26 protein-coding genes are annotated in these 24,041 nt (G+C 30.7%); 16 read left to right on the top strand and 10 right to left on the bottom strand.

All coding sequences use genetic code 11. From position 1 onward, the window contains the following. Nucleotides 1–397: 397 nt before the first annotated feature. Nucleotides 398–1,633 (top strand): nucleoside permease, encoded by a 1,236-nt coding sequence (locus M3Z80_RS00865; protein ID WP_293916627.1) that lies wholly within the window; start codon nucleotides 398–400, stop codon nucleotides 1,631–1,633. Here M3Z80_RS00865 and M3Z80_RS00860 read toward each other — a convergent pair whose 3' ends face one another. The 3 genes from M3Z80_RS00860 to secD form a co-directional block, all read right to left on the bottom strand. After that, nucleotides 1,634–2,185: a phosphatase PAP2 family protein gene (locus M3Z80_RS00860; protein ID WP_293916625.1), complete on the bottom strand. Its 552-nt coding sequence runs from the start codon at nucleotides 2,183–2,185 to the stop codon at nucleotides 1,634–1,636. It lies immediately after the preceding gene. Then, entirely contained in the window at nucleotides 2,185–2,478 is a 294-nt protein-coding gene (locus tag M3Z80_RS00855) for a Sec-independent protein translocase subunit TatA/TatB (protein WP_293916622.1), read from the bottom strand. Before M3Z80_RS00855 ends, M3Z80_RS00860 begins: the two co-directional genes overlap by 1 nt. 219 nt (nucleotides 2,479–2,697) lie before the next feature. After that, nucleotides 2,698–5,568, bottom strand: coding sequence for a protein translocase subunit SecD (secD, locus tag M3Z80_RS00850; protein ID WP_293916620.1), 2,871 nt, complete (start codon nucleotides 5,566–5,568; stop codon nucleotides 2,698–2,700). A 226-nt stretch (nucleotides 5,569–5,794) separates the two neighbouring features. Between secD and M3Z80_RS00845 the strand changes: the two genes are divergently transcribed. From M3Z80_RS00845 to M3Z80_RS00835, 3 genes are read left to right on the top strand one after another with little or no spacing between them, the layout of a single operon-like run. Continuing rightward, the gene (locus M3Z80_RS00845; RefSeq protein WP_293916641.1) at nucleotides 5,795–6,343 is read left to right on the top strand and encodes an L-threonylcarbamoyladenylate synthase; all 549 of its coding nucleotides are present in this window, start codon (nucleotides 5,795–5,797) and stop codon (nucleotides 6,341–6,343) included. Between the two features lie 7 nt (nucleotides 6,344–6,350). Continuing rightward, nucleotides 6,351–7,769, top strand: a complete 1,419-nt coding sequence (locus M3Z80_RS00840; protein ID WP_293916618.1) for a CCA tRNA nucleotidyltransferase — start codon at nucleotides 6,351–6,353, stop codon at nucleotides 7,767–7,769. Between the two features lie 5 nt (nucleotides 7,770–7,774). Then, nucleotides 7,775–8,326, top strand: coding sequence for an IS1096 element passenger TnpR family protein (locus M3Z80_RS00835; RefSeq protein WP_293916616.1), 552 nt, complete (start codon nucleotides 7,775–7,777; stop codon nucleotides 8,324–8,326). An 88-nt stretch (nucleotides 8,327–8,414) separates the two neighbouring features. Here M3Z80_RS00835 and accC read toward each other — a convergent pair whose 3' ends face one another. The 4 genes from accC to M3Z80_RS00815 form a co-directional block, all read right to left on the bottom strand. Further along, entirely contained in the window at nucleotides 8,415–9,773 is a 1,359-nt protein-coding gene (accC, locus tag M3Z80_RS00830; RefSeq protein ID WP_293916614.1) for an acetyl-CoA carboxylase biotin carboxylase subunit, read from the bottom strand. 31 nt (nucleotides 9,774–9,804) lie between these two features. Beyond that, entirely contained in the window at nucleotides 9,805–10,281 is a 477-nt protein-coding gene (gene accB / locus M3Z80_RS00825; protein WP_293916612.1) for an acetyl-CoA carboxylase biotin carboxyl carrier protein, read from the bottom strand. A gap of 132 nt (nucleotides 10,282–10,413) precedes the next feature. Beyond that, nucleotides 10,414–10,614, bottom strand: a complete 201-nt coding sequence (gene rpmF, locus M3Z80_RS00820; RefSeq protein ID WP_293916610.1) for a 50S ribosomal protein L32 — start codon at nucleotides 10,612–10,614, stop codon at nucleotides 10,414–10,416. A 34-nt stretch (nucleotides 10,615–10,648) separates the two neighbouring features. Next, entirely contained in the window at nucleotides 10,649–11,128 is a 480-nt protein-coding gene (locus M3Z80_RS00815) for a YceD family protein (protein WP_293916608.1), read from the bottom strand. A gap of 194 nt (nucleotides 11,129–11,322) precedes the next feature. Between M3Z80_RS00815 and M3Z80_RS00810 the strand changes: the two genes are divergently transcribed. From M3Z80_RS00810 to M3Z80_RS00775, 8 genes are all read left to right on the top strand, one after another. Further along, entirely contained in the window at nucleotides 11,323–11,517 is a 195-nt protein-coding gene (locus M3Z80_RS00810; protein WP_293916605.1) for an AtpZ/AtpI family protein, read from the top strand. A gap of 110 nt (nucleotides 11,518–11,627) precedes the next feature. Continuing rightward, the gene (gene atpB, locus M3Z80_RS00805; protein WP_293916603.1) at nucleotides 11,628–12,731 is read left to right on the top strand and encodes a F0F1 ATP synthase subunit A; all 1,104 of its coding nucleotides are present in this window, start codon (nucleotides 11,628–11,630) and stop codon (nucleotides 12,729–12,731) included. 18 nt (nucleotides 12,732–12,749) lie between these two features. After that, nucleotides 12,750–12,947 (top strand): ATP synthase F0 subunit C, encoded by a 198-nt coding sequence (gene atpE / locus M3Z80_RS00800; protein ID WP_055425716.1) that lies wholly within the window; start codon nucleotides 12,750–12,752, stop codon nucleotides 12,945–12,947. Between the two features lie 104 nt (nucleotides 12,948–13,051). After that, the gene (locus M3Z80_RS00795) at nucleotides 13,052–13,546 is read left to right on the top strand and encodes a F0F1 ATP synthase subunit B (RefSeq protein ID WP_293916596.1); all 495 of its coding nucleotides are present in this window, start codon (nucleotides 13,052–13,054) and stop codon (nucleotides 13,544–13,546) included. Between the two features lies 1 nt (nucleotide 13,547). Then, nucleotides 13,548–14,090, top strand: coding sequence for an ATP synthase F1 subunit delta (gene atpH, locus M3Z80_RS00790; RefSeq protein ID WP_293916594.1), 543 nt, complete (start codon nucleotides 13,548–13,550; stop codon nucleotides 14,088–14,090). 33 nt (nucleotides 14,091–14,123) lie between these two features. Then, a complete protein-coding gene (atpA, locus tag M3Z80_RS00785; protein WP_293916592.1) occupies nucleotides 14,124–15,701 on the top strand; it encodes a F0F1 ATP synthase subunit alpha in 1,578 nt (525 codons plus the stop codon). Nucleotides 15,702–15,726: 25 nt separating this feature from the next. After that, nucleotides 15,727–16,596, top strand: a complete 870-nt coding sequence (atpG, locus tag M3Z80_RS00780) for an ATP synthase F1 subunit gamma (RefSeq protein ID WP_293916590.1) — start codon at nucleotides 15,727–15,729, stop codon at nucleotides 16,594–16,596. 108 nt (nucleotides 16,597–16,704) lie between these two features. Beyond that, entirely contained in the window at nucleotides 16,705–17,865 is a 1,161-nt protein-coding gene (locus M3Z80_RS00775) for an iron-containing alcohol dehydrogenase (protein WP_293916588.1), read from the top strand. A gap of 198 nt (nucleotides 17,866–18,063) precedes the next feature. On the opposite strand, the gene miaA is transcribed toward M3Z80_RS00775, so the two are convergent. Together miaA and M3Z80_RS00765 are read right to left on the bottom strand one after the other, a co-directional pair. Next, complete coding sequence (gene miaA / locus M3Z80_RS00770; protein ID WP_293916586.1) at nucleotides 18,064–18,966, bottom strand: tRNA (adenosine(37)-N6)-dimethylallyltransferase MiaA; 903 nt, start codon at nucleotides 18,964–18,966, stop codon at nucleotides 18,064–18,066. A 1-nt stretch (nucleotide 18,967) separates the two neighbouring features. Continuing rightward, nucleotides 18,968–19,282, bottom strand: a complete 315-nt coding sequence (locus M3Z80_RS00765) for a YkvA family protein (protein WP_293916584.1) — start codon at nucleotides 19,280–19,282, stop codon at nucleotides 18,968–18,970. A 338-nt stretch (nucleotides 19,283–19,620) separates the two neighbouring features. Here M3Z80_RS00765 and folE point away from each other — a divergent pair, with 338 nt between their 5' ends. The 4 genes from folE (at nucleotide 19,621) to M3Z80_RS00745 (ending at nucleotide 22,739) form a co-directional block, all read left to right on the top strand. Next, a complete protein-coding gene (gene folE / locus M3Z80_RS00760; protein WP_293916582.1) occupies nucleotides 19,621–20,289 on the top strand; it encodes a GTP cyclohydrolase I FolE in 669 nt (222 codons plus the stop codon). A 2-nt stretch (nucleotides 20,290–20,291) separates the two neighbouring features. Further along, nucleotides 20,292–21,770: a cysteine--tRNA ligase gene (gene cysS, locus M3Z80_RS00755; RefSeq protein WP_293916580.1), complete on the top strand. Its 1,479-nt coding sequence runs from the start codon at nucleotides 20,292–20,294 to the stop codon at nucleotides 21,768–21,770. An 18-nt stretch (nucleotides 21,771–21,788) separates the two neighbouring features. Beyond that, a complete protein-coding gene (locus M3Z80_RS00750; protein ID WP_293916578.1) occupies nucleotides 21,789–22,154 on the top strand; it encodes a hypothetical protein in 366 nt (121 codons plus the stop codon). 75 nt (nucleotides 22,155–22,229) lie between these two features. Then, nucleotides 22,230–22,739, top strand: a complete 510-nt coding sequence (locus tag M3Z80_RS00745; protein WP_293916576.1) for a TlpA family protein disulfide reductase — start codon at nucleotides 22,230–22,232, stop codon at nucleotides 22,737–22,739. Nucleotides 22,740–22,798: 59 nt separating this feature from the next. Here the strand turns inward: M3Z80_RS00745 and M3Z80_RS00740 are convergent, their stop codons facing one another. Then, the gene (locus M3Z80_RS00740; protein WP_293916573.1) at nucleotides 22,799–23,986 is read right to left on the bottom strand and encodes a porin; all 1,188 of its coding nucleotides are present in this window, start codon (nucleotides 23,984–23,986) and stop codon (nucleotides 22,799–22,801) included. Nucleotides 23,987–24,041: the final 55 nt, after the last annotated feature.

The raw sequence follows: 24,041 nt of genomic DNA, 5'->3' as shown, positions 1-24,041 counted from the left end.
CTTTAAAAATAGTTGAAAATATACAGTTTAGATGTAGATGGTAAAGAAATCATTACTAATAAAAATATTTAATGACATAATTAGTAATACTTAGTATATTTTAAATAAGTGTTAAAAATGGAATCATTAAAAAAATTATTTATATACTCTCTTTTAGTCTAATAATTGTATTGAATAGATGTTCGGAAAAAATATATAAAAAAAAGAAATTCGCAATTATTACATATAATTTATAAATAATTATTATAGGAATAATTTTAATATTGTCAAATGTATCATTAAAAATAATTCGAAATTAAAATTAAGCCTTAAAGAAAGATTTAAATATCATCAATTTTGTTTTCTTTTTCACAAAAAATTATTACTATCTTAGCTACTGATCAAAATACCTAAAGACATGAATATAAAATTACGGCTAATTATTCTAGTTTTTCTACAATATTATATATGGGGTGCTTGGTTGATTTCCTTAGGAGGATATGCAGGATTGCCTGTTAATGAAGGTGGATTAGGATTTACTGGAATTCAAATTGGCAGTTTATTTGCAACTATGGGATTTACTTCACTTTTTATGCCCGGTTTACTTGGTATAGTTGCTGATCGTTGGTTAAATGCTGAAAAGGTATTAGGAATAAGTCACATTTTAGCAGCCATATTTATCTTTATGGCATCACAAGTTAAAGAATATCATATATTCTATCTTTATCTGTTTTTGCATACCTGTTTTTATATGCCAACAATTTCATTGACTAATTCAGTTTCTTATAATGCTCTTGAAAAAAATGGATTAAATTCAGTAAAAGATTTTCCTCCCATACGAGTATGGGGTACCGTAGGCTTTATTGCTGCAATGTGGACGGTAGATTTCTTAGGTTTTGCAAGAAATTCAGTGCAGCTTTTTATCAGCGCGGGGGCGGGAATTATTATGGCTCTATATTCTTTCACTATGCCGAATACCCCTCCAACCAGAAATAATAACAATAAAGGATTGGTACATGCTTTAGGTTTAGATGCCTTTGTTTTATTAAAAAATAAAAAAATGGCTATATTTTTCTTTTTCTCCATGCTATTGGGTTGCTCTTTACAAATAACCAATGCTTTCGGTGGACCATTTCTAGATAGTTTTAAATCTACTTATCCAAATTCATTCGGCGTTAAGCATCCTAATCTTTTATTATCCATATCACAAATATCTGAAACCTTATGTATTTTATTAATTCCTTTCTTTTTACAAAAATTTGGAATTAAAAAAGTGATTATGATTAGTATGTTTGCCTGGTTTTTACGATTCGGTTTATTCGGTTTAGGAAATCCTGAAAATAAAATTTATCTTTTAATTATCTCAATGATTGTATATGGAATGGCTTTCGATTTTTTCAATATATCCGGATCATTATTTGTAGACAACGAAACAGATAAAAGCATTCGTTCCAGCGCTCAAGGTTTATTTATGATTATGACTAATGGATTAGGTGCAATTTTAGGAAGTTATGGAAGTGGATGGGTAGTTGAACATTTTACTGTAAATGGTATAACAAATTGGCCATATGTTTGGTTTACCTTTGCTACTTATTCTTTAATTATATTTATTATTTTTCCTTTTGTTTTTAATCCTAAAAAATCATCCAAATAATTATAGTATATACTTTAATGTTTTTCCAAATATCCACCCTGTTAAAATCCCTATAAATGTACCTGTAAGAATATCTAGAGGAAAATGAACTCCTACATATATTCTACTATATGAAACTAATAAAGCCCAGGAAAATAATAAAATTGGTGCATATTTATGGTTTCTATAAAAAAGAATGGATAAGTAAGTAGCTAAAGCAAACGAATTAGCAGCATGAGCAGAAAAATAGCAATAGGATCCTCTGCATTTTTCGATAACCAATCTAAACAATCCATCCAATTCAGGATTTCTACAAGGTCTAGGACGCTGTATCCAATTTTTAAATATAGAAGATGTCGTATCGCTTAGTAATATCATAATTCCAATGCTTGCTCCGATTATAAAGACTTTTTTCCAACCATATTTCTCCCATATCACTAAAAAAATAAAAACATAAGTTGGAATCCAATAGTATTCATTAGTAATAAGTAACCAAAAAGAATCAAACTTAGGGGTTCCTAAATTATTTAAATATAAAAATAATTTTACGTCCCATTCTATTAAATTATCCATCATTTTCTTTTAATAGGACCATCGATAGTATCATCCAAAAGATCATTCAAATTATTAGTAACTTCGTTCGATGTTTTATCCATATTTTTTTTAGCCTCACTTATCTCGTCTTCAATTTGTTTGACAGCCCCATTATCATCTATCTGAGACATAACTTCTCTTTTTATATTATCGGTAGCATCCTTCATAGCACGTACTCCTTGGCCTAAGCCTCTAGCTATTTCAGGGATTTTATCCGGACCAAATAATAATACTACAACCAATAATATAACTATAATTTCTCCAAAACTCACTGTATATAGATTTAATTTTTACAAATTTACAACTTTATCAAATGTATTTTTCTTATTTAATAAATATTTAATTATTATCAAACCATTCTTTTATAAATTATCAAATATTTAATAATATCATTTATAAATCACCTTTTATTTATTCATAAGTAATAATTTATATAAATTAAAAAGGATCTTGAATAACAAGATCCTTTTTAACTATATTTTTTTAGTTATTTATTTTACAGATGAAGATAATTTAGGATTAGATGCTTCTTTATCATATTTGTATCTAGTTAAATCGTAAGATAAAGAAGATGCAATGTAAATTGAAGAATACATACCAAAAGTAAAACCTAAAAATAAAGCGAACATAAACCCTTGTAAAGTCTCACCTCCAAAGAAGAAAATAATTACTGTTACCATAATAGTGGATACTCCAGTATTAATAGTTCTTCCTAAGGTATGATTAATGGCATCATTATACAATTCTTCCAATGTCATAAGATGATGAGCATTATTTTTCTTATTTTCTCTAATTCTATCAAATACAATTACAGTATCATTAATAGAATATCCAATAATTGTCAGAATCGCAGCAATAAAAGATTGATCGATTTCAACTGAAAAAGGAATAATCTTCAACCAGCTCAATACAGAAAATGCCCCCATGACCACAATTGAATCGTGTAATAAGGCAGCAACAGCTCCTGTAGACATTTGCCAATTTCTAAATCTTACCAAGATATATAGGAAAATACCTGCTAATGCAATGGATACGGCAATAACACCGTTTCTAACAATACCACTTGCTACAGTAGGACCAACCTCTGAACTGGATTGAATACCATAAGGCGAACCTTTAACAAAATTATCTTTAGAATAATTGGTAGGTAGATATTTTTTTAATCCTGAATATAGCTTTTCACGTATTACAACATCAATATTTGGATCATTACTATCCATACCATATTTGGTTGTGATCCTTACTTGGTTACCTTCCCCATACTTTTTAGCATTTATATTGGATGACTCACCTTCGTTAGTAAATAATTTCTCTAAAGAAGCAGTAACCTCCTCAGGATATATATTTTTTTCCAATTTAATAACATAGGTTCTTCCTCCCGTATAATCGACACCTTTATCAAAGCCTTTAGTAAACATTGATACAAGTGCAACAACCATTATAATTAATGAGAAAATATATGCATATTTTCTTTTTTCCATCCATTTAAAATGGACATTAGTAAACCAATTTTTAGTTATACTAGTTGCAAGAGAAAAGTTTTTACCTTTTTCCATTGAGCCGTAAATAAACATACTAGTAATGAAAATTGCTGTAAACAATGTACAGAAAATTCCTATAACTAAAGTAACTGCAAATCCTTTTATTGGTCCGGTACTAAATAATAAAACAATTCCAACAATTAAAGTTGTTAAGTTTCCATCTATAATCGCTGCTAGCGCATGTTTTTGCCCTTCCATGAAGGCCTGCTTTAAAGGTCTGCCTCTTCTTAATTCTTCTTTAACCCTTTCAAATATAATAATGTTAGCATCTACTGCCATCGCCATGGAAAGTACCATACCTGCTATTCCCGGAAGAGTTAAAACAGCTCCCGTTGAAGCCATAATTCCTATTAAATAGAATAAATTTAATATTAAAGCTATATTAGCATATAAACCAGCTTTTCCATAATAGAATATCATCCAAGCTAGTATAAATACATAAGAAACAACTATAGATAGTAAACCATTATTTATAGATTGCTGTCCTAAAGTCGGACCTACAACTTCCGATTGAATGATTTTAGCTTTAGCAGGGAGATTTCCCGATTTTAAAACGTCAACCAAGTCATTAGCTTCTCTTTCTGTAAAATTACCACTAATTACGGATTGACCATTAGGAATAATCGAATTAACATTAGGTGCAGTATATACTACATCATCTAAAACTACAGCAATAGGTTTACCTATATTTTTCTCAGTCATACCTTTCCAAACCAAAGCACTTTCCGGCCCCATTTGCATACCAATTTGTATCCTATTAAACTGATCAAAAGTTAAACTTGCCTCAGTTACCGCTCCCACTAAAGGTGCTTTATTATTTTTGGTTCCTCTAATAGCATATAATTCAAGTTCATTATTTGATTTAGAATCTGGTTTAGATGCCCAAAGTAGTTTTATGTACCGAAGACCTACCGGTAATAATTTTTTAGCTTTATCTGAATATATAATCTTATTAATAGCAGCAGTGTCCGATAATTTTGCAACGGCTAAAGCATTTGATCTATTTGACAGTTTTAATAAACTTGTTAATTTATTGTCTGCAATTTTTTGATTCACGTCCATTATATAGGCCCAAGCTGTAGGTTGGTCATAAACTTCCCAAAATTCTAATCTTGCAGAAGTTTGCAGCAATTTTTTAACTCGATCTGCATCAGTCACTCCCGGAAGCTCAACTAAAATTCTTCCCGTCCCTGGAACACGTGCTATATTGGGTTCGTCAATATTTAATTTCTTTATACGAGCTCTAATAACATCTATAGCTTTAGTTACTTTAGACTCTATAACTCCAGAAATATATTTTTCAACATCTTCATCAGTAGTATTATGTTGAATTTGATTTGCTAAATCTCTTGTACCAAAAACTTCAGGAGAAGATAATTGTAAATTTGACTGATTCAATTCGATTTTAGCTACTTGAAATGCTTTGAAAAAATTTGAGGTATAAGTATTCCTAGATTTAACTTCTTCAGAAGTAGCAATCTCTAGCGCTTTTCTAAATACAGGATTTTCAGAATTATCAGCTAAATCTAAAAGCAAATCTTTTTCGGAAATTTCAAGCAATAGATTGAGACCTCCTTTAAGATCTAACCCTAACTGCATTTCATTTTTCTTAGCATCATAATAATTCATCTTGACAATTCCGAGATTCAAAGTGTCTTTAGCTAATTTTTCCAACTCAGCTCTTCTACTCGCCTCCGTTCCGTTAGATAAACTATTTGCTTTTGATTCTATACGATTAACATATAATGTAGGAAATAATTCCGCTAAACATATTAATCCAAGAACAATCGCAAAAAATTTAACAAGTCCTTTTCCTTTCATTGGTAAGTTTTAATTATAATAATGTATTTTTCATTTAATTTGCAAATATAACAGTCTCTTTGATGACTAGCAATTATTTATATATTTTTTTACTAATTAAAATAATTACATTGAGGAATATATATAAATTTTAGAAAAATAATTATAAATAAAAAATATAAAAATTAATTTTATATAACAATGCCGTTTTATATTTGTATTTTAAACAATTATGGAAAAAATAGAAATTGAAAAAGCAGTTGAAATTTTAAAAAAAGGCGGAATAATTCTTTATCCCACCGATACTATATGGGGAATCGGATGCGATGCTACCAATGTAGATGCTATTGAAAAAGTTTTCAAAATAAAACAAAGAGATAAAACTAAAAATTTAATTATACTTGTGGAGTCCGAAAGACGATTGCAAGAATATGTTAATGTTCCATCATTGGCTTGGGATTTAATTGATTTGTCAAACAAACCTTTAACCATAATATATGATAATCCTCAAAATTTACCTAAAACACTTATTTCAGATAAAAATACAATAGGAATTCGTTTAACACACGATCCGTTTTGTAAAAAATTAATTTCAAAACTCAATAAACCAATAGTTTCCACTTCTGCAAACATAAGTGGTGAATCTTCTCCTGAAAATTTTTCATCAATTTCCTCCAAAATTTTGGAAGGTGTAGATTATATAATAAATTTGCGCCACGAAGAAATTAAGAAATACGCATCATCTTCGATAATACAACTATCTGAAGATGGGCGAATTAAAGTAATTAGAGAATAGTAATTAGATGAATTTAACTCACGCAATACAAAATCCTATTTTTAAATTGATATCAAATGTTGTTTCTAAAAAGAATCAACAAACTTTTGTCATAGGAGGATTTGTTCGTGATCTTCTTCTTGAAAGACCGAAAATTAAAGATATTGATATCGTTACGGAAGGTAGTGGCATTGAATTAGCCTTAGCTATTGCGGATGAATTAAAGTCTAAGCCTAAAGTATCCATTTTCAAACGATTTGGAACAGCTATGATACATATTAAAGATTATGATGTGGAATTTGTCGGAGCAAGAAAAGAAAGCTATACCTACGATAGTCGTAAACCTTCAGTTGAAAGAGGTACAATTGAAGATGATCAAAACAGAAGAGATTTTACCATCAATACATTAGCTATCAGCTTAAACGAAAATAATTTTGGTGAACTAATTGACCCTTTCGATGGCCTGAATGATTTAAAAAGGAAAATTATACGTACCCCTTTAGAACCAAGAATTACTTATTCTGACGATCCATTAAGGATGATAAGAGCTATTCGCTTCGCTACTCAATTAAATTTTAGCATAGAATCGTCATCTTTTCATGCTATCAAACAAAATGCAGAACGTTTTGATATATTATCTAAAGAAAGAATTACCGACGAATTCAATAAAATTATGATGGCTGCACAGCCAAGCATCGGTCTAAAATTATTATATGAAGTACAACTTCTACAACGTTTTTTACCCGAATTAACAGACTTGCAAGGTATTGAAGAAGTAGAAGGTCAAAAACATAAAGATAATTTTTACCATACATTAGAGGTGGTTGATAATATAAGTAAAAATACAACTAATCTATGGCTTAGATGGGCAGCTTTATTACATGATATTGGAAAAGCACGTACAAAAAAATTCGATAAAAAAATAGGTTGGACTTTTCACTCTCATGAATTTGTCGGAAGTAAAATGGTACTGTCTATTTTTAAAAGGCTTAAATTACCACTTGGTGACCCTTTAAAATACGTTCAAAAATTAGTTCAGAATAGCTCACGACCTATATCACTTATCACTGATGAAGCATCAGACAGTGCACTAAGAAGATTATTATTTGATATGGGCGATGATTTAGAAGATTTATTTTTACTTTGTAAAGCCGATATAACTACTAAAAATTTAAAAAAACAAACGCGTTTTAAACAGAATTTTGATTATGTAGAAGAAAAAATTAAAGAAGTTGAAGAAAAAGATAAAATTAGAAATTTTCAGCCCCCAATCACCGGACATGACATTATGGAAGCTTTCGAAATAATTGAAGGAAAGCAAATAGGAAACATTAAAGAAGCAATCAAAGAAGGAATATTAGAGGGTACTATAAAAAATGATTATAAAAACTCATATAACTATATGTTACAATTAGGAAAAAAATTAAATTTAAAACGAAAAAGCTAGACTATATGATTTATAAGATTAGAGTAATTCTTGAAACTGAAGGGGACGTTTTTCGAGATATTGAGATTAAGGATTTGCAAACTTTGTGGAATTTATATGAAGGTATCAAAAGTGCTTTTAGTTTACAAGGTGATGAATTAGCTTCATTTTATAAGTCCGATGATAATTGGACACAAGGAAAGGAAATTCCTTTAGAAGATATGGATGAAGATGGGGAAGGAGAAACCATGTCTGATATTTATATCAATGAAGCTTTCACTAAAGTTGGAGATAAAATGCTGTTCGTCTACGACTTTATGAAAATGTGGTCTTTTTATGTGGAACTATTAGAAGTTATTGATAGAAAAGCTATCGGCGTATATCCTTTAACTGTATATCGCTTTGGAAAAATGCCGTTAAAAGCTCCTGATAAAAAGTTTATTTCTCCATCCAATATTGATGATTTCAGTGAGGTAGAAGACGTTGATATGAATATTAAATTTGATGACGATGATGATTCCTATGAAGATGATGATTCTTATGAAGATGAAGAACTTATAGATGACGACGAATTATAAAAATAAAAAAAGGAAATTAAAATAATTTTAATTTCCTTTTTTAAATTTATAAAGTTATCTATATATTTTGTTTCAAATAAGATCTTAATTAAAGATCGTATTCGTATTTTCTATCCAAAACAAAATCTTCCATAAATTTTGTCGTATAATCTCCTTTAAGGAAATTAGGATCATCCATAAGTTGCCTGTGTAATGGAATGGTAGTTTTTACTCCTTCAATATAAAACTCATCTAATGCTCTCTTCATTTTTATAATTGCTTCATCTCTAGTAGGAGCGGTAACTATTAATTTAGCTATCATGGAATCGTAAAATGGTGGAATTGTATATCCGGAATATACATGAGTATCAACTCTAACTCCATTTCCACCTGGTATATTTAGCGTAACAATTTTTCCTGGTGAAGGGCGAAAATCATTATAAACATCTTCCGCATTAATTCTACATTCTATAGAATGTCTTTGAGGATAAAAATTATTTTTAGGAACTTTAGCTCCGGCAGCTAATTCTATTTGAAGTTTTAATAAATCTAAATCGGTAATTTGTTCTGTAATGGGATGTTCTACTTGAATTCTTGTATTCATCTCCATAAAATAGAAATTTTTATATTTATCAACTAAAAATTCAATAGTACCCACTCCTTCATAACCGATATATTCAGCTGCTTTAACAGCGGCATCTCCCATTTTTTTGCGTAAATCTTCAGTAATAAATGGAGAAGGTGTTTCTTCTGCCAATTTTTGATGACGTCTTTGTACTGAACAATCTCTTTCAGACAAATGAATGGCTTTGCCATACTTATCACCCGCTATTTGGATTTCAATATGTCTAGGTTCTTCAATAAGCTTTTCCATATACATACCTCCATTCCCAAATGCAGCTTCAGCTTCTTGAACAGCGGAGTCCCAAGAACTTTTTAGATTTTCTTCTTTCCATATTGCTCTCATTCCTTTTCCTCCCCCTCCTGCAGTTGCTTTAAGCATTACAGGATAACCTATTTCTTTAGCAATTTTGACAGCATCTTCATAAGACGCTATTAATCCATCTGAGCCAGGTACAGTTGGAACTCCAGCTTCTTTCATGGTTGCTTTGGCAGAAGCCTTGTCCCCCATTCTTTCAATATTTTCGGGAGTACCACCAATGAATTTAATACCCATCTTTTGACAAGACCTTGAAAAATTTGCATTTTCTGAAAGAAATCCATACCCCGGATGAATAGCATCTGCATTAGTAACTTCTGCAGCTGCTAAAATATTAAGTTGTTTAAGATACGAGTTTTTACTTGCTGCTGGTCCAATACATACTGCTTCATCAGCAAATCGTAGATGCAAACTTTTGGCATCTGCCGTAGAGTAAACAGCAACGGTTTTTATACCCATTTCTTTTGCTGTTCTAAGAATACGCATGGCTATCTCACCTCTATTAGCAATCAAAATCTTTTTAAACATACACTTTGACTTTTAATTTTGATTAATTTAATTAAGATGGATCAACTAAAAATAAAGGTTGGTCAAATTCTACTGGAGAAGCATCATCTACTAAAAATTTAACAATTTTTCCCGAAACTTCAGACTCTATTTCATTAAATAATTTCATTGCTTCTATCACACAAACAATACTTCCTGCACTTACAGTATCTCCTACATTTACAAACACTTCTTTATCCGGAGACGGTTTTCTGTAAAATGTACCAATCATAGGAGATTTAATAGTTACATACTTAGATGTATCTTCTTCAGCTTGTGAAGATTCAGGTTGATTACTAGTTACAGTTGGCGTAGCTGCTGCTGGATGATTTGCTATCGTTGGCATAGGTCGAGAAACTTCTGGTGCATAAACTATCGAACCGTTATTAGTCTTTATAGAAATCTCGAATTCATCTGTTTTATATGTTACTTCTGCAACATCTGATTTAGATACAAATTTAATTAAATTTTGAATTTCTTTAATGTCCATGAGCTAGAACTTTTAATTTAATTTTCCAAATGTAATGGAAATATATTAATTTTATATAGAAAAAAACCATTTAATTAAAATTTAATTAAATGGTAACATTATTTTATATTTTTATATTCTAAGATTATAGAATTATTCTTCAACTTCTTCTACATTCTTTTCCATAACTACCTTTCCCCTGTAGTATAATTTTCCCTCATGCCAGTGTGCACGATGAAACAAGTGTAATTCTCCGGTTGTTGAACATTTAGCCAATTGAGGAACTGACGCTTTGTAGTGAGTTCTTCTTTTATCTCTTCTTGTAGATGACTGACGTCTTTTAGGATGTGCCATAATTCTTCCTTAAATATTTTTTTAATTTTATATATTATTTGCCTTCTTCATCAGACAGGCCATACTTTTCAAGTAAACTTGTATATTCGTCCTCATATCCTTCAGAATATTTAGGATGAACATGCTTCATTGGTATGGATAAAAGCACGCTTTCATAAATCAATTGAGCGACATTTATGCTATGGGAACCTAATGGTAATATTAAAACTTCCTCATTAGTATCGTCAAAGGCATCACCAAATTTGACTAATGTTTTGATTTCATTCTTTACAACTTGTTCATATTCCTCACCAGAAATATCACATATTAACATCACAACACCTTCAGTTTTTATCTTCAATTCTAAAAACGAAGAATGCTTAATTAGTTCAACATTAACCGTTATTTCTGGCCCTTTGAATTCTTGTGTAAAATCAAACAAATCAAAAAAAGGTTGTTCAATATCCATCGTAAAGCTATGGCTTCCAAGCTTTAATGACGAAAACAAAATATCATAATTGCGTAACCTTTCCATAAATATGGATTGCAAAGTTAAGTATAAGTTCTTAAAACTACAAATTTTAATTCAATTTTAAGTAAATACAGCTATTCAAATATACCTTTTTATAAATTAATATAGTATAAATCCCCTATCACCCTTTTAGTATTGAAAAAGTAGCATTATTCTATTAAAATTTGTAAATTTGTAAGAGAAATTGTGCAATTAAAATGAAAGATTATGCTTTTTATTCCGGATTAGGTATTCAGCTTATGGTAACTATCCTACTATTTGCAGGAATAGGGCATTATCTTGATGAACAATATCTATCCATGAAGCCACTATTTACAATAATTTTCACTTTATTGGGAATAGCTATTGGACTAATTACTATCATTCGTCAAATATTGAGAAAACAAAGATGAAAATATAAATCATAGTTTCTTTTAAATATATAATGAAATATGAAAAAAGTCATACACATGGATTGTGATTTAAAAATGAGTATATTTGCATATTTATGAATCTGAATAATATGATAAAACTTGCAGTTAACTTTTTAGTTTTAGTTTTTACCTTAAACTTCACATTTGCTGAAGGCACAAAAAATAATGATTCAGAAACATTTAACCCCACTGAAACTGCGATGCATCACGTGAAGGATGCTCATCAATTTGAAATTTGGGGCGAAGATGTCACCCTTTATTTGCCTGTTATTCTTTGGACTGATAAGGGTATTGTTACCTTTTCTTCAAAAGAATTTAAGGGAGATGATAACGGAGAAGTTATTATAGAAAAAAAGGGAATGAATTTTGTAAAGTTCCACGAAAAGATATATTATGCAAATACAAGAAAAAATAATGCCGGTGAATATATAATTGAGTCATCTAAGATTATGCATCTTGATGATCAACATCATCCGATCAATAAAGCACCCTTAGATTTTTCTATAACTAAAAATATTTTTTCCATGTGGCTTTCGCTATTAATACTGCTTGTTGTATTTATTACAGCAGCTCGATATTATAAATCGAGTGCATACAATGGAGTTCCTAAAGGAGTAGCTGCAGTAGTCGAACCTTTAGTAGTATTTGTGAAAGATGAAATAGCTATCCCTAATATAGGAGAAAAAAAATATAAAAAATACATGCCCTATCTACTAACGGTATTTTTCTTTATATGGTTAAATAACGTTATGGGATTAATTCCTTTTTTCCCATTTGGAGCTAATCTAACTGGAAATATCGCAGTAACTTTTACATTAGCGGTTATCACATTTATAATAACCAATATTAGTGGAAATAAAAATTACTGGAAACATATATTCTGGACTCCCGGAGTACCCGTTCCCATGAAACTATTTTTAGCACCTATAGAAGTTATTGGTATTTTTACAAAACCATTTTCTCTAATGGTACGATTATTTGCTAATATAACTGCTGGACACATAATAATTATAAGTTTAATATCACTAATTTTTATATTCAAATCATATTTTGTAGCCCCGGTTTCTGTCGTTGCAGTTGTCTTTATAAGTGTAATCGAAATTTTAGTTACCGCTTTACAAGCATATATATTTACAACCTTGTCTGCCCTATACTTTGGTATGGCAACAGAGGATAGTCATGAAGAACATTAATTTTTAATACATAATAATATGGGAATGTCAGTAATAGGAGCAGGCTTAGCTGCTATTGGAGCAGGGATTGGAATTGGTCTTATCGGAGGAAAAGCGATGGAAGCAATTGCAAGACAACCTGAAGCTCAAGGTAAAATTCAAGCTTCTGCATTAATCTTAGCAGCATTAGTTGAAGCAGTTGCATTATTTGCAATTGTTGTATCGTTGATTAAGTAAGAAGAAAAATATTAGAAAACTCGAAATGATAACGGTTGGTTATTCGAGTTTTCTTTTAATAATTTAGGTAAACTCTTTTATAAAAAGTTAAAAAGATATAAAATATGGATTTATTAACTCCTTCAATCGGCTTAATATTTTGGATGACCATTTCCTTTATAGTTTTATTAATTATTTTAAGGAAATTTGCATGGAATCCCATTTTAAAAGCCTTAGAAAACAGAGAGAATTCAATACAGAAATCTTTAGATGAAGCAAAAAATGCGCGAGAAGCTATGGCAAAACTTACCTCTCAGAATGAGCAGATTTTGAAAGAAGCTCGTATGGAAAGAGACGCCATATTGAAAGAAGCTCGCGAAATTAAAGATAAAATTGTCAGCGAAGCAAAAGATGAAGCTATAGCAGAGGGTAACAAAATTATTCAATCTGCAAAAGATACTATCAATGCTGAAAGAATATCTGCCATTAATCAAATAAAAAGTGAGGTAGCAGATTTATCCATCGATATAGCAAAAAAAATTCTTCAAAAAGAATTATCTAATCCTGAAGAACAAAAAAAGCTTATAGAATCATTAGTTAACCAAGCTAAATTGAACTAATATGTCAGTTGTAAAACTCGCCAAACGTTATGCAACCGGATTATGGGAATATGCTTTATCTTTAAATGAAGGCGAAGCAATCGTTAAAGAAATGCATTCTTTAACTGACTTAATCAGACAGAGTAAAGATTTACAATTTTTTTTAAAATCTCCGATTATTGAAACCCCTAAAAAGGTTCAAATCATAAATGAGATTTTTAAATCTTTTTCCCCTACTTCTCGTAATTTTATCACTCTTGTTGTAAAACATAAAAGGGAAAATGATTTATTGGAAATAGCACAACAAGTTTTGGAATTGTACGATAAATATAATGGTATACAGCGTGTAGAAATAGTTTCTACCTTTCTATTAGATAAAGAAACAACAAGTCAAATTTTAAATACCTATCCTAAGATCAATCAAGAAAAAGCAATAATCGAAAATAAAATTGATGAATCATTGATCGGAGGATATATTTTACGTATTGATGACCAGCAAATTGATGCTAGCGTAAAATCAGAATTAAATAATATTCAGAAAAAATTAAGTAATAAAATATTTTAATATTTTACCTATAACTTATAAATATAGACCACAATGGCAGATATAAAACCCGCAGAAGTTTCTGCAATCTTAAAACAACAATTATCAAATTTTGATCAAAATATTTCCCTTGACGAAGTAGGGACTGTTTTACAAGTTGGTGACGGTATTGCACGGATTTATGGACTTAGTAATGCAGAACAAGGAGAACTTGTAAAATTTTCCAATGGTTTGGAAGGAATGGTTCAGAATTTAGAGGAAGATAATGTAGGAGTAATTCTATTGGGTAAATCCAACGGTATTAAAGAAGGAGATATCGTTAAAAGAACTAAAACCATTGCCTCTATTGATGTAGGGGAAGGCATGATAGGAAGAGTTGTTGATACCTTAGGGGCTCCCATAGACGGAAAAGGACCGATTACCGGAGATTTGTTTAGAATGCCTTTGGAAAGAAAAGCTCCCGGAGTATTATTTCGTCAGCCCGTAAATGAACCTTTACAAACAGGTATTGTAGCTATAGATTCAATGATTCCCATAGGAAGGGGACATAGAGATTTAATAATTGGAGATCGTCAAACCGGTAAATCAACGGTAGCTATCGATACTATTCTTAATCAAAAAGAATTTTATGATCAGGGAAAACCTGTTTATTGCATTTATGTTGCTATAGCTCAGAAAGCTTCTACAGTTGCACAAATCGTAAAAACTTTGGAAGATAAGGGAGCAATGGCATATACCGTAGTAGTTGCAGCTAATGCATCAGACCCTGCCCCTATGCAGGTTTATGCTCCCTTTGCCGGAGCTTCTATTGGAGAATTTCTTAGAGATACTGGAAGATCTGCATTAATAATTTATGATGACCTTTCAAAACAAGCAGTTGCTTATCGTGAAGTTTCTCTATTATTAAGAAGACCACCGGGTCGTGAAGCCTATCCTGGAGATGTTTTCTATTTGCATTCGCGGCTATTAGAACGAGCTGCTAAAATTATTAATAATGATGAAGTAGCCTCTAATATGAACGATTTACCGGACTCTTTAAAGGGTATAGTAAAAGGTGGAGGCTCCTTAACTGCTCTCCCAATTATTGAAACACAAGCCGGAGACGTTTCTGCTTATATTCCAACGAATGTGATATCTATTACAGATGGACAAATATTCTTAGAATCAGATTTATTCAATTCAGGGGTTAGACCTGCAATCAACGTTGGAATTTCTGTATCTCGAGTGGGTGGTTCTGCGCAGATTAAACCTATGAAAAAAGTATCGGGAACTCTTAAGATCGACCAAGCTCAGTTTCGTGAATTGGAAGCATTTGCTAAATTTGGTTCTGATCTAGACCCTGCTACTGCTGCAGTTATTGCTAAAGGCGAAAGAAATGTGGAAATTTTGAAACAATCTGTAAATTCGCCAATGCCTGTAGAAGAGCAGATTGCCATCATATATGCCGGAACTCAAAATTTACTACGGGAAGTTCCTGTAAATAAAGTTCAGGATTTTAAAAGAAATTTGACGGAGACATTACGTACTCAACATGCAGATTTATTACAAACTTTAAAAGCCGGAAAAATTGATGACACTATAACGTCTTCTTTAGATAAAATCATAGCTGGAGTTGTTAAAAATTATTCTTAAAAAAAATAAAAGACGATAATAGAAAATGGCAACATTAAAAGAAATACGAAATCGAATTGCATCAGTAAATTCTACCATGCAAATTACAAGTGCAATGATGATGGTTTCTTCTTCTAAACTGAAAAGAGCTCAGGATGCAATTTTAAGGCTACGTCCTTATTCAGAAAAAATGCAGGAACTATTATCCAATGTTAGTTCTTCTTTTGATAACGATTCGGGAGGAGCTGAATACATAAAAAAAAGAGAACTTAAAAAAGTTTTACTTGTTGTCATTACTTCTAATAAAGGATTGGCAGGAGCTTTCAATTCAACTGTAATTAAAGCAGTTAAAAATCTTTTGGACAATGAGTATAAAAATATTCAAGTGGATATTTTAACTATAGGCAAAAACGGATATGAAAACTTAAAAAAAGTAGTATCAGTTTATAAAAACAGTAGCTCACTTTGGGATGCACCTACTTATGAAAATACCTCAGCTATATCTGATGATTTAATGAACAAATATGTATCTGGAGAATATGACAGAATAGAGTTAATTTATAACCGATTTAAAAATGCCGTTGTACAACTTTTACAAGTAGAACAATTCTTGCCTATTGAACTACCTGAAACTACTAATAATACTTCTACGGTAAATGATTATATTTATGAGCCGTCTAAAGAAAGCATTTTATCACACCTTATTCCTACCTCTTTAAAAACTCAACTTTTTAAAGCTATTTTGGATTCTAATGCGGCAGAACATGGAGCAAGAATGTCTGCGATGCAAGCAGCCACAGATAACGCTAAATCATTAAAAAGTCAATTATCTATATCTTATAATAAAGCTCGACAAGCCTCTATTACTAATGAATTAATTGAAATAGTGAGCGGCGCACAAGCATTGGAAAATTAAAATTCATTTGTTTATATAAAAAAAGGTTACCTAAATTGGTAACCTTTTTTGTTTTTATCCAGATTTGGTTCAAATTTTGAGAGACTAAAAACAGTTAAAAATTGAATAATGAATAATTTTGCTTTTGTTAATCCTGTAAAAATTTTGTTTGGAAAGAATATGATTTCCGAAATAACAAAAGAGATACCTTCACACTATAAAGTTTTAGTTATATACGGAGGAGGTAGCATCAAAAAAAATGGTGTTTATGATCAGGTAAAAAATGCATTAAAAGACTATCAGTGGTTTGAATTTTCAGGTATTGAGCCTAATCCTCATTATGAAACTTGTATGCAAGCAGTAGAGGTAATAAAACAGAAAAATATTGATTACATTTTAGCTGTGGGTGGCGGATCTGTTATTGATGCTACAAAATTTATTGTTGCTGCCGCTTGTTTTGAAGAAGGTGATCCATGGAGAATTCTTGCAGATAAGCCGAATGTGGTAATTAATAAAGCGCTTCCATTTGGAACAATATTGACTCTTTCTGCTACTGCATCGGAAATGAATGCGGGAGCTGTCATTACTAAAAAAGAAACCCTTGAAAAATTGTCATTTAGTTCTCCCCTTGTCTACCCTAAGTTTTCCGTTTTAGATCCAAGTGTTACTTTCACACTTCCTCCTGTGCAAATCAGTAATGGAGTTATTGATTCGTTTGTACATGTAATAGAACAGTATTTAACCTATCCTGTAAATGGTTTATTACAGGATTTTATGGCAGAATCCATATTAAAAGTATTGATTATTGATGGTCCTAAAGCATTAAAAGACCCTTTAAACTATGATATTCGCGCAAATCTAATGTGGGCTTCCACCTGGGCATTGAACGGTTGGATTGCTTGCGGGGTTCCTCAAGATTGGTCTACGCATTTGATTGGTCATGAGTTAACCGCTTTTTATGGAATTGATCATGCACAAACACTAGCAATAGTATTGCCCGGAGTCATGAAATTACAGAAAGAAGAGAAAAAAGAAAAAATACTTAGATTAGGAAGAGAAGTTTTTTCTTTGCAATCCGATTCTACGGAAGAATTAATAAACGATTCCATTACTGCTGTTGAAAGCTTTTTTCATAGTATGAATATTAAAACCAGACTTTCCGATTACAATTTAGGAGATGATGCTATCCAAAAAATTTATGACCGAATGGAAAAAAGAGAATGGAAATTAGGAGAACACAAAAACATTACGGCAAATGAAGTTAAGAAAATATTAGAATTAAGAAAGTAAGAAAATATCAATTAGTTAAAATCAGGATATGACTATCCTGATTTTTTATTCTTTCAAGAGATAAGTAAATTAAAATTTTTAAATCTCTATCCTTTTAAAATGATTAAAATACTTTATAGTATTTTGAGGATAGCGCAATAACTTAATAGATAAGATTTTATAATTAATAATTCAAATTTGATATAATTTTACTTCAATTTATTGATCAATTATCTTCATGGCAAAACCTATGATTTCATCCGTGTTTAGATAGTTAAACCAATGCACAGATTCATCTTTTCTATACCAGGTTAACTGTCTTTTGGCATATCTACGACTATTTTTCTTTATTTCTTCTATAGCAAATTCTAATGAAATATTCCCATCGAGATACTCAAATAATTCTTTATATCCGACCGTTTGAAGGGCATTCTTATGCCTATAATTTTTTAAAGAAATCACTTCTTCTAATAGACCATTTTCAATCATTAAGTCTACCCTTTTGTTTATTTTATCGTATATAATTTCTCGAGGAGCCGTTAATCCAATTTTTACGGTAGAAAAATTTCTTTTTCTTAGTAAATTATTTCTAAAGGAACTGTAAGGTCGACCGGTCCCCCTGAAAATTTCCAATGCTCGTATCATGCGCGTAGGATTGTTACAATCTACTTCTGCATAATATTCTGGATCATTCTTTTTCAATTCATCTTGTAAATAATCTAAGCCTTTTTCTTGAAATTCCTTAATTAATTCTTTTCTGATATTAGGATCTACATCGGGGAAATAATCTAAGCCTTCATTTACCGCTTTTTCATATAGCCCAGAGCCTCCAACCATAATCAATTGATTATACTTATCAAAAAGTTCGGAAATCTTTTTTAGGGCATCTTTTTCAAAATCCCCTACTGAATATTCTTGATCTATACTTAAATTATTTATGAAATGATGTGAAACTAAAGATAATTCTTCTAAGGATGGAGAAGCCGTACCGATTTTCATCTCCCGATAAAATTGTCTGCTGTCACAAGAAATAATTTCCGTATTTAGTCTTTGTGCTAATATAATTGAAAGAGAAGTTTTACCAATTCCTGTAGGGCCAACAATAGAAAATAAAATTTTCATATTATTGTTCAATAATACTAGTATAGTGATTTCGATTTTCCCATACCAAATATTTATCTACTTCCTTAAATAATTTGGAGAAAGCAAAATAGGCGATTGTTAAATCATCCAAAATTCCTATCCCTACCAAAAAATCGGGTATAAGGTCAATGGGAGATATTATATAGAGTAGTAAAAAAGTAAATATAAACAGATTTTTGAAACCTGGCTTATATTTTCCTTTTAAGGACGCTTTTAGCATCCTGAATAAAATAGGAATTTTGGATATAAAATTTTTATCCTTAGAAACTATTCCTAGTAAATGTTTTCCTTTCATATCAAGATTCTTGACTGACTAATAAAAATCAATTTTTATTCCAAAACCTAATCTCTGCCACATTTACAATTGGCTCCTCCTCCACATTTTTTCTTTTTGGAAAAAAAAGTATCCTTAAATAGTTTTATCAAATACCATACGGCAAATAGTAAAGTAATTGTCACAAATGTATATTGAAGATAAATATTCACAATCAGTTGACTATTTAGATTAAATCTATGCAAAGATACCGTTTTTATTTTAAATTTTTATTTTAAAAATGATTAGTTGCATTTCAATATTGTAATGGTTTTCAACCAAAAAAACTTATTTTTGTAGAAATTTAGATTTTTTTTATTATGTTTAATAAAGAAGACGAAGAACTTGAACATTTTTCACATACAGAATACACACCTATTCGATCGGATGCATTTGTTTTATCTCCTGAAGAAAAGCAAAAAGCTATTCAGGATCATTTTGCTAAGATCATGCAAATTCTTGGCTTGGATATGAATGATGATAGTTTGAAAGATACGCCTAAAAGAGTTGCAAAAATGTACGTTAATGAAATTTTTGGAGGTCTACTTCCCGAAAATAAACCCGAAGTATCTACATTCAAAAATAGTTATAAGTATCGTCAAATGTTGATTGAAAAAGACATTACTGTTTATTCAACCTGTGAGCATCATTTTCTGCCTATTATAGGAAGAGCTCATGTGGCATATTTTTCAAACGGAAAAGTCATCGGTTTATCTAAAATAAATCGAATTGTAAATTATTATTCCAGAAGACCTCAAGTTCAAGAGCGTTTAACCAGACAGATTGTTGAAGCTTTAAAAGAGGTATTGAACACAAATAATGTGGCTTGTGTAATCGATGCTAAGCATTTATGCGTAAATTCCAGAGGAATACAGGATACGGAGAGTAGTACGGTAACCGCGGAGCTAAGTGGCATTTTTTTAAATAATCCGACAACAAGACAAGAATTTTTACATTATATTGGGATTGATTCTCATTTTAAAATTTAATTATGCGTAACTATCTGAATAATCAAATAAAATTATACAATTCTTTACACGGAAAAAAAGAAATATTTACCCCTTTACATGAAGGATTTGTAGGAATGTATATATGCGGACCGACTGTATATAACAAAGTACATTTGGGAAATTGTCGTACTTTTTTATCATTTGATGTAATTAACAGATATCTGCGACATTTAGGATATAAAGTAAGATATGTTAGAAATATTACTGATGCCGGGCATCTTACAGATGATAATTCCGAAGATAAGATATCCAGTCGTGCCCGTTTGGAAAGAATTGAACCCATGGAAGTAGTTCAAAAGTATACGCTTAATTTTCATAAAGTTTTAGACTCATTTAATATGCTTCCTCCGGATATAGAACCTACTGCTACTGGTCATATTGTAGAACAAATAGAACTTATAAAAAAATTAATAGATAAAGGATTAGCTTATGAGATAAACGGCTCAGTATATTTTGATGTCAATAAATTTGATTCGGAAGGGGGAAATTATGGCGAACTGAGTGGAAGAAAGATTGAAGACATGATTGCCAATACTCGCGATTTGGATGGCCAGGGAGAAAAGAGAAATCCTCAAGATTTTGCTTTATGGAAAAATGCTTCTCCTGAACATATTATGAGATGGCCCTCTCCGTGGGGAAATGGATTCCCGGGTTGGCATTTGGAATGTACTGCTATGAGCACCAAATATTTAGGTAAAAAGTTTGATATTCACGGAGGAGGCATGGATCTAAAATTTCCTCATCATGAATGCGAAATAGCCCAAGCGAAAGGCTCTTTTGGTGAAGAACCTGTAAATTATTGGCTTCATACCAATATGCTTACTTTAAATGGACAAAAGATGAGTAAGTCTACAGGAAATACTATTTTACCTGAAGAATTATTTAACGGTAATAATAATTTTATTGAAAAGCCTTTTCATCCGATAATTGTTCGTTTTTTCTTTTTACAAGCTCATTATAGAAGCGTATTAGATTTGTCTAACGATGCAATAGTGGCAGCAGAAAAAGGATTTTTTCGGCTAACATCAGCTATTGAAAAGATACCTTCACTAGATGGTTCAGAAGTTTCAAGCTATAATATTGATGAATGGATTGATAATTGCTATACTGCATTGAATGATGATTTTAATACTCCGGTATTAATTTCTCTTTTATTCGATATAGCTAAACTTATAAATAATTTAGAATTAAAAAATGAAACACTAACCGCTACTGATTTAAATAAATTAAAAACTGCTCTTCATTCTTTTTTTTATGATATTCTCGGATTAGAGCTACTTTCTGATACATTAAACGATAATAGTAAGTTAGATCATGCCATGAAAGTGCTTATTGACTTAAGAACTAAAGCAAGGCTTGAAAAGGACTGGGCATTATCCGATGAAATACGTAATCGTTTATCAGAATCCGGTATTGTTCTTAAAGACGGGAAAGAAGGAACTACTTATGAAATTGAATAATTAAATTATTATAAAACAATGAAAAAATTCGGTTACTTGACAATTATTTTATTTCAGTTAGCTGCATTTTACGGCTGCTCGAAAATAACTAAAAAAGAAACTGCAACTGTTATTGCTCCTGAAAATGTTATGAATGTAGCTGCTTCTAAAAAAGCAAAAGCTAAAATTACCGGTGAACAAAGTGAGGTTTCTATTGCAAATGAAAAGATTAATGTATGGAATATCATTTATAGAGATGATAAAGGAAACTTACATTCTACAATTATCAGAAAAATGCCAGAGGATAAGAGCAAGATTGGTGATTCTTTATCTATCTATTATGATGAAACCAACCCTATGTCCCTTCCTATTTACGAATATCAATATATTGAACTGAGTAAATAAAATTTGATACTCAGTCCTATATAATAACACTTTAAAAATCTTAATTGATAAGTTATAAACCTTTTTGATCGTTTTATGGTAAAAAGATTTTATGCAATTATTTTTTTTATTTTATCCATTTGGATAGGAAAAGCTCAGAAACTTGCTTCAACCGATAGTATAAAAAATATAAAAGTAATTGCTTTTTCAGATTTAAAGGAAATCATTAAAAAGAATGATGACAAACTTTTAGTTGTAAATTTTTGGGCTACTTGGTGCATGCCTTGTGTGATGGAAATTCCGACATTTATGAAAATAAACGAAAAATATAAAAATAATGTTGGTTACAAGATGGTCTTAATTAATTTAAATCAGGGAGAAAATATAGAGTTTGTTAAAAAATTTATTAAAAAATATTCCATAAGTACTGAAGTCTATCTCATAAATGATCTTAAAAATATTGAGGAATGGATTCCTTCAATAGATCCTTCTTGGGCAGGTAGTATACCCGCAACAGCTTTTTATAAGAAGGGCATAAAAATTTTATTCAAAGAACGGTCACTTAATGAAAAGGAACTTGATTCTATAATCAATCAAAATTTATAATTATTTGTATTTTTTTATTTCATAATGTATTAATTTACCCAATTTATCTGTTTGAGGTATTAAAATACAACAATAACTCTTCCTTGTATCAAGTTAATGTTTTCTTTATTCCCGTAATTATTATAAACTCCTAAATTGACATTCGAATAATTAAGCTTAAAACCTATATATTTATTTACATAATAATTTAAGGCTACCGATACATCACTCATCCTTCCTCCTTTTAAAATTTCCGTTTGATAAACCCCATCATTAAGATCCGTATGATCATATCTTACTGCCATTTCAAGAGTTTTACCATCTGGTCTTTTCAATCTTCTGTCTCCTAAATTATATCTATAGGTCTTATCTCCAAAAATTAACACACCGGATTGTATGTAGAATCCACCAGCATTATACGAATGATAATATTTTTTTCTATTAACATGTAAGTTATAATATTCTCCCAATAAAAAAATGGGTCCTGTAGTAGCAAGTAGCTCTGTTACAAATCGGTATTGATCTTTAACATTAGTAATTGTGAAATCTAATGGTTTCTTTTTTTCAACCTTAGTAATAAGATCACCAGAATAATTCATTATTCTTTTGGTTTTATTATTCTCATCTAAACCATCACGATTACCGGTTCTATATTCTCCTGAAATTCCTAGATGTAGAATATTACCGTTAGAGCTTAAAGGATCATAGGAAAATTTACTAACGCAAGCGTATCCTTGATTTCCTTCTTTACTGTTGGAAAGAGCATCATTGTCAGAATAGAATCCACCGCTAACATAGATTCTTTTATTCCATTTAACATAAGTTAGCCCCAGTTGTCGTCCAGACCCGAAAACTTGTGAACTCGATGCGGGAGTCATAAATTTTTGCCAAGCTGTACTTTCCCAGTTTTCCAATCCAAGCTGCTCTCCTGCATACCCTAATTTTACCCATGAATTTTCATTAATATTATAAATTAAATGTATATCTTTAGTATTTACCTTTTTATCTGCAAAACCAAAATCTATTTTCGCATCCCATTTCTTATATTGCATTTTTGTGGTCAAACGCACATCGGATATGGTCATTCCGTTTCCTAACGTTGTTTTATCATCAAAATAAAGAGCTCCATCGAAGGCTATACGACCTCCCATTGTTACTTTAACTTTATCTTCATTATCCGGACCAGTTTTTATTTCCAATGTTTGTGAATTAATAAAATTATCTACAAAAAATAGAGATAAAATATAAAGCAAAATTTTTTTATTCATAATCAGTAAGAACATAAAATATTTCCTCTATACTATTTTTGTACAGAGGAAATAG

Source organism: Apibacter sp. (genome assembly GCF_025291155.1).
In the GTDB taxonomy this organism is placed as follows: domain Bacteria; phylum Bacteroidota; class Bacteroidia; order Flavobacteriales; family Weeksellaceae; genus Apibacter.
Note: the sequence above shows the minus strand (reverse complement) of the source record. Positions and strands in the feature narration are given on the sequence as shown.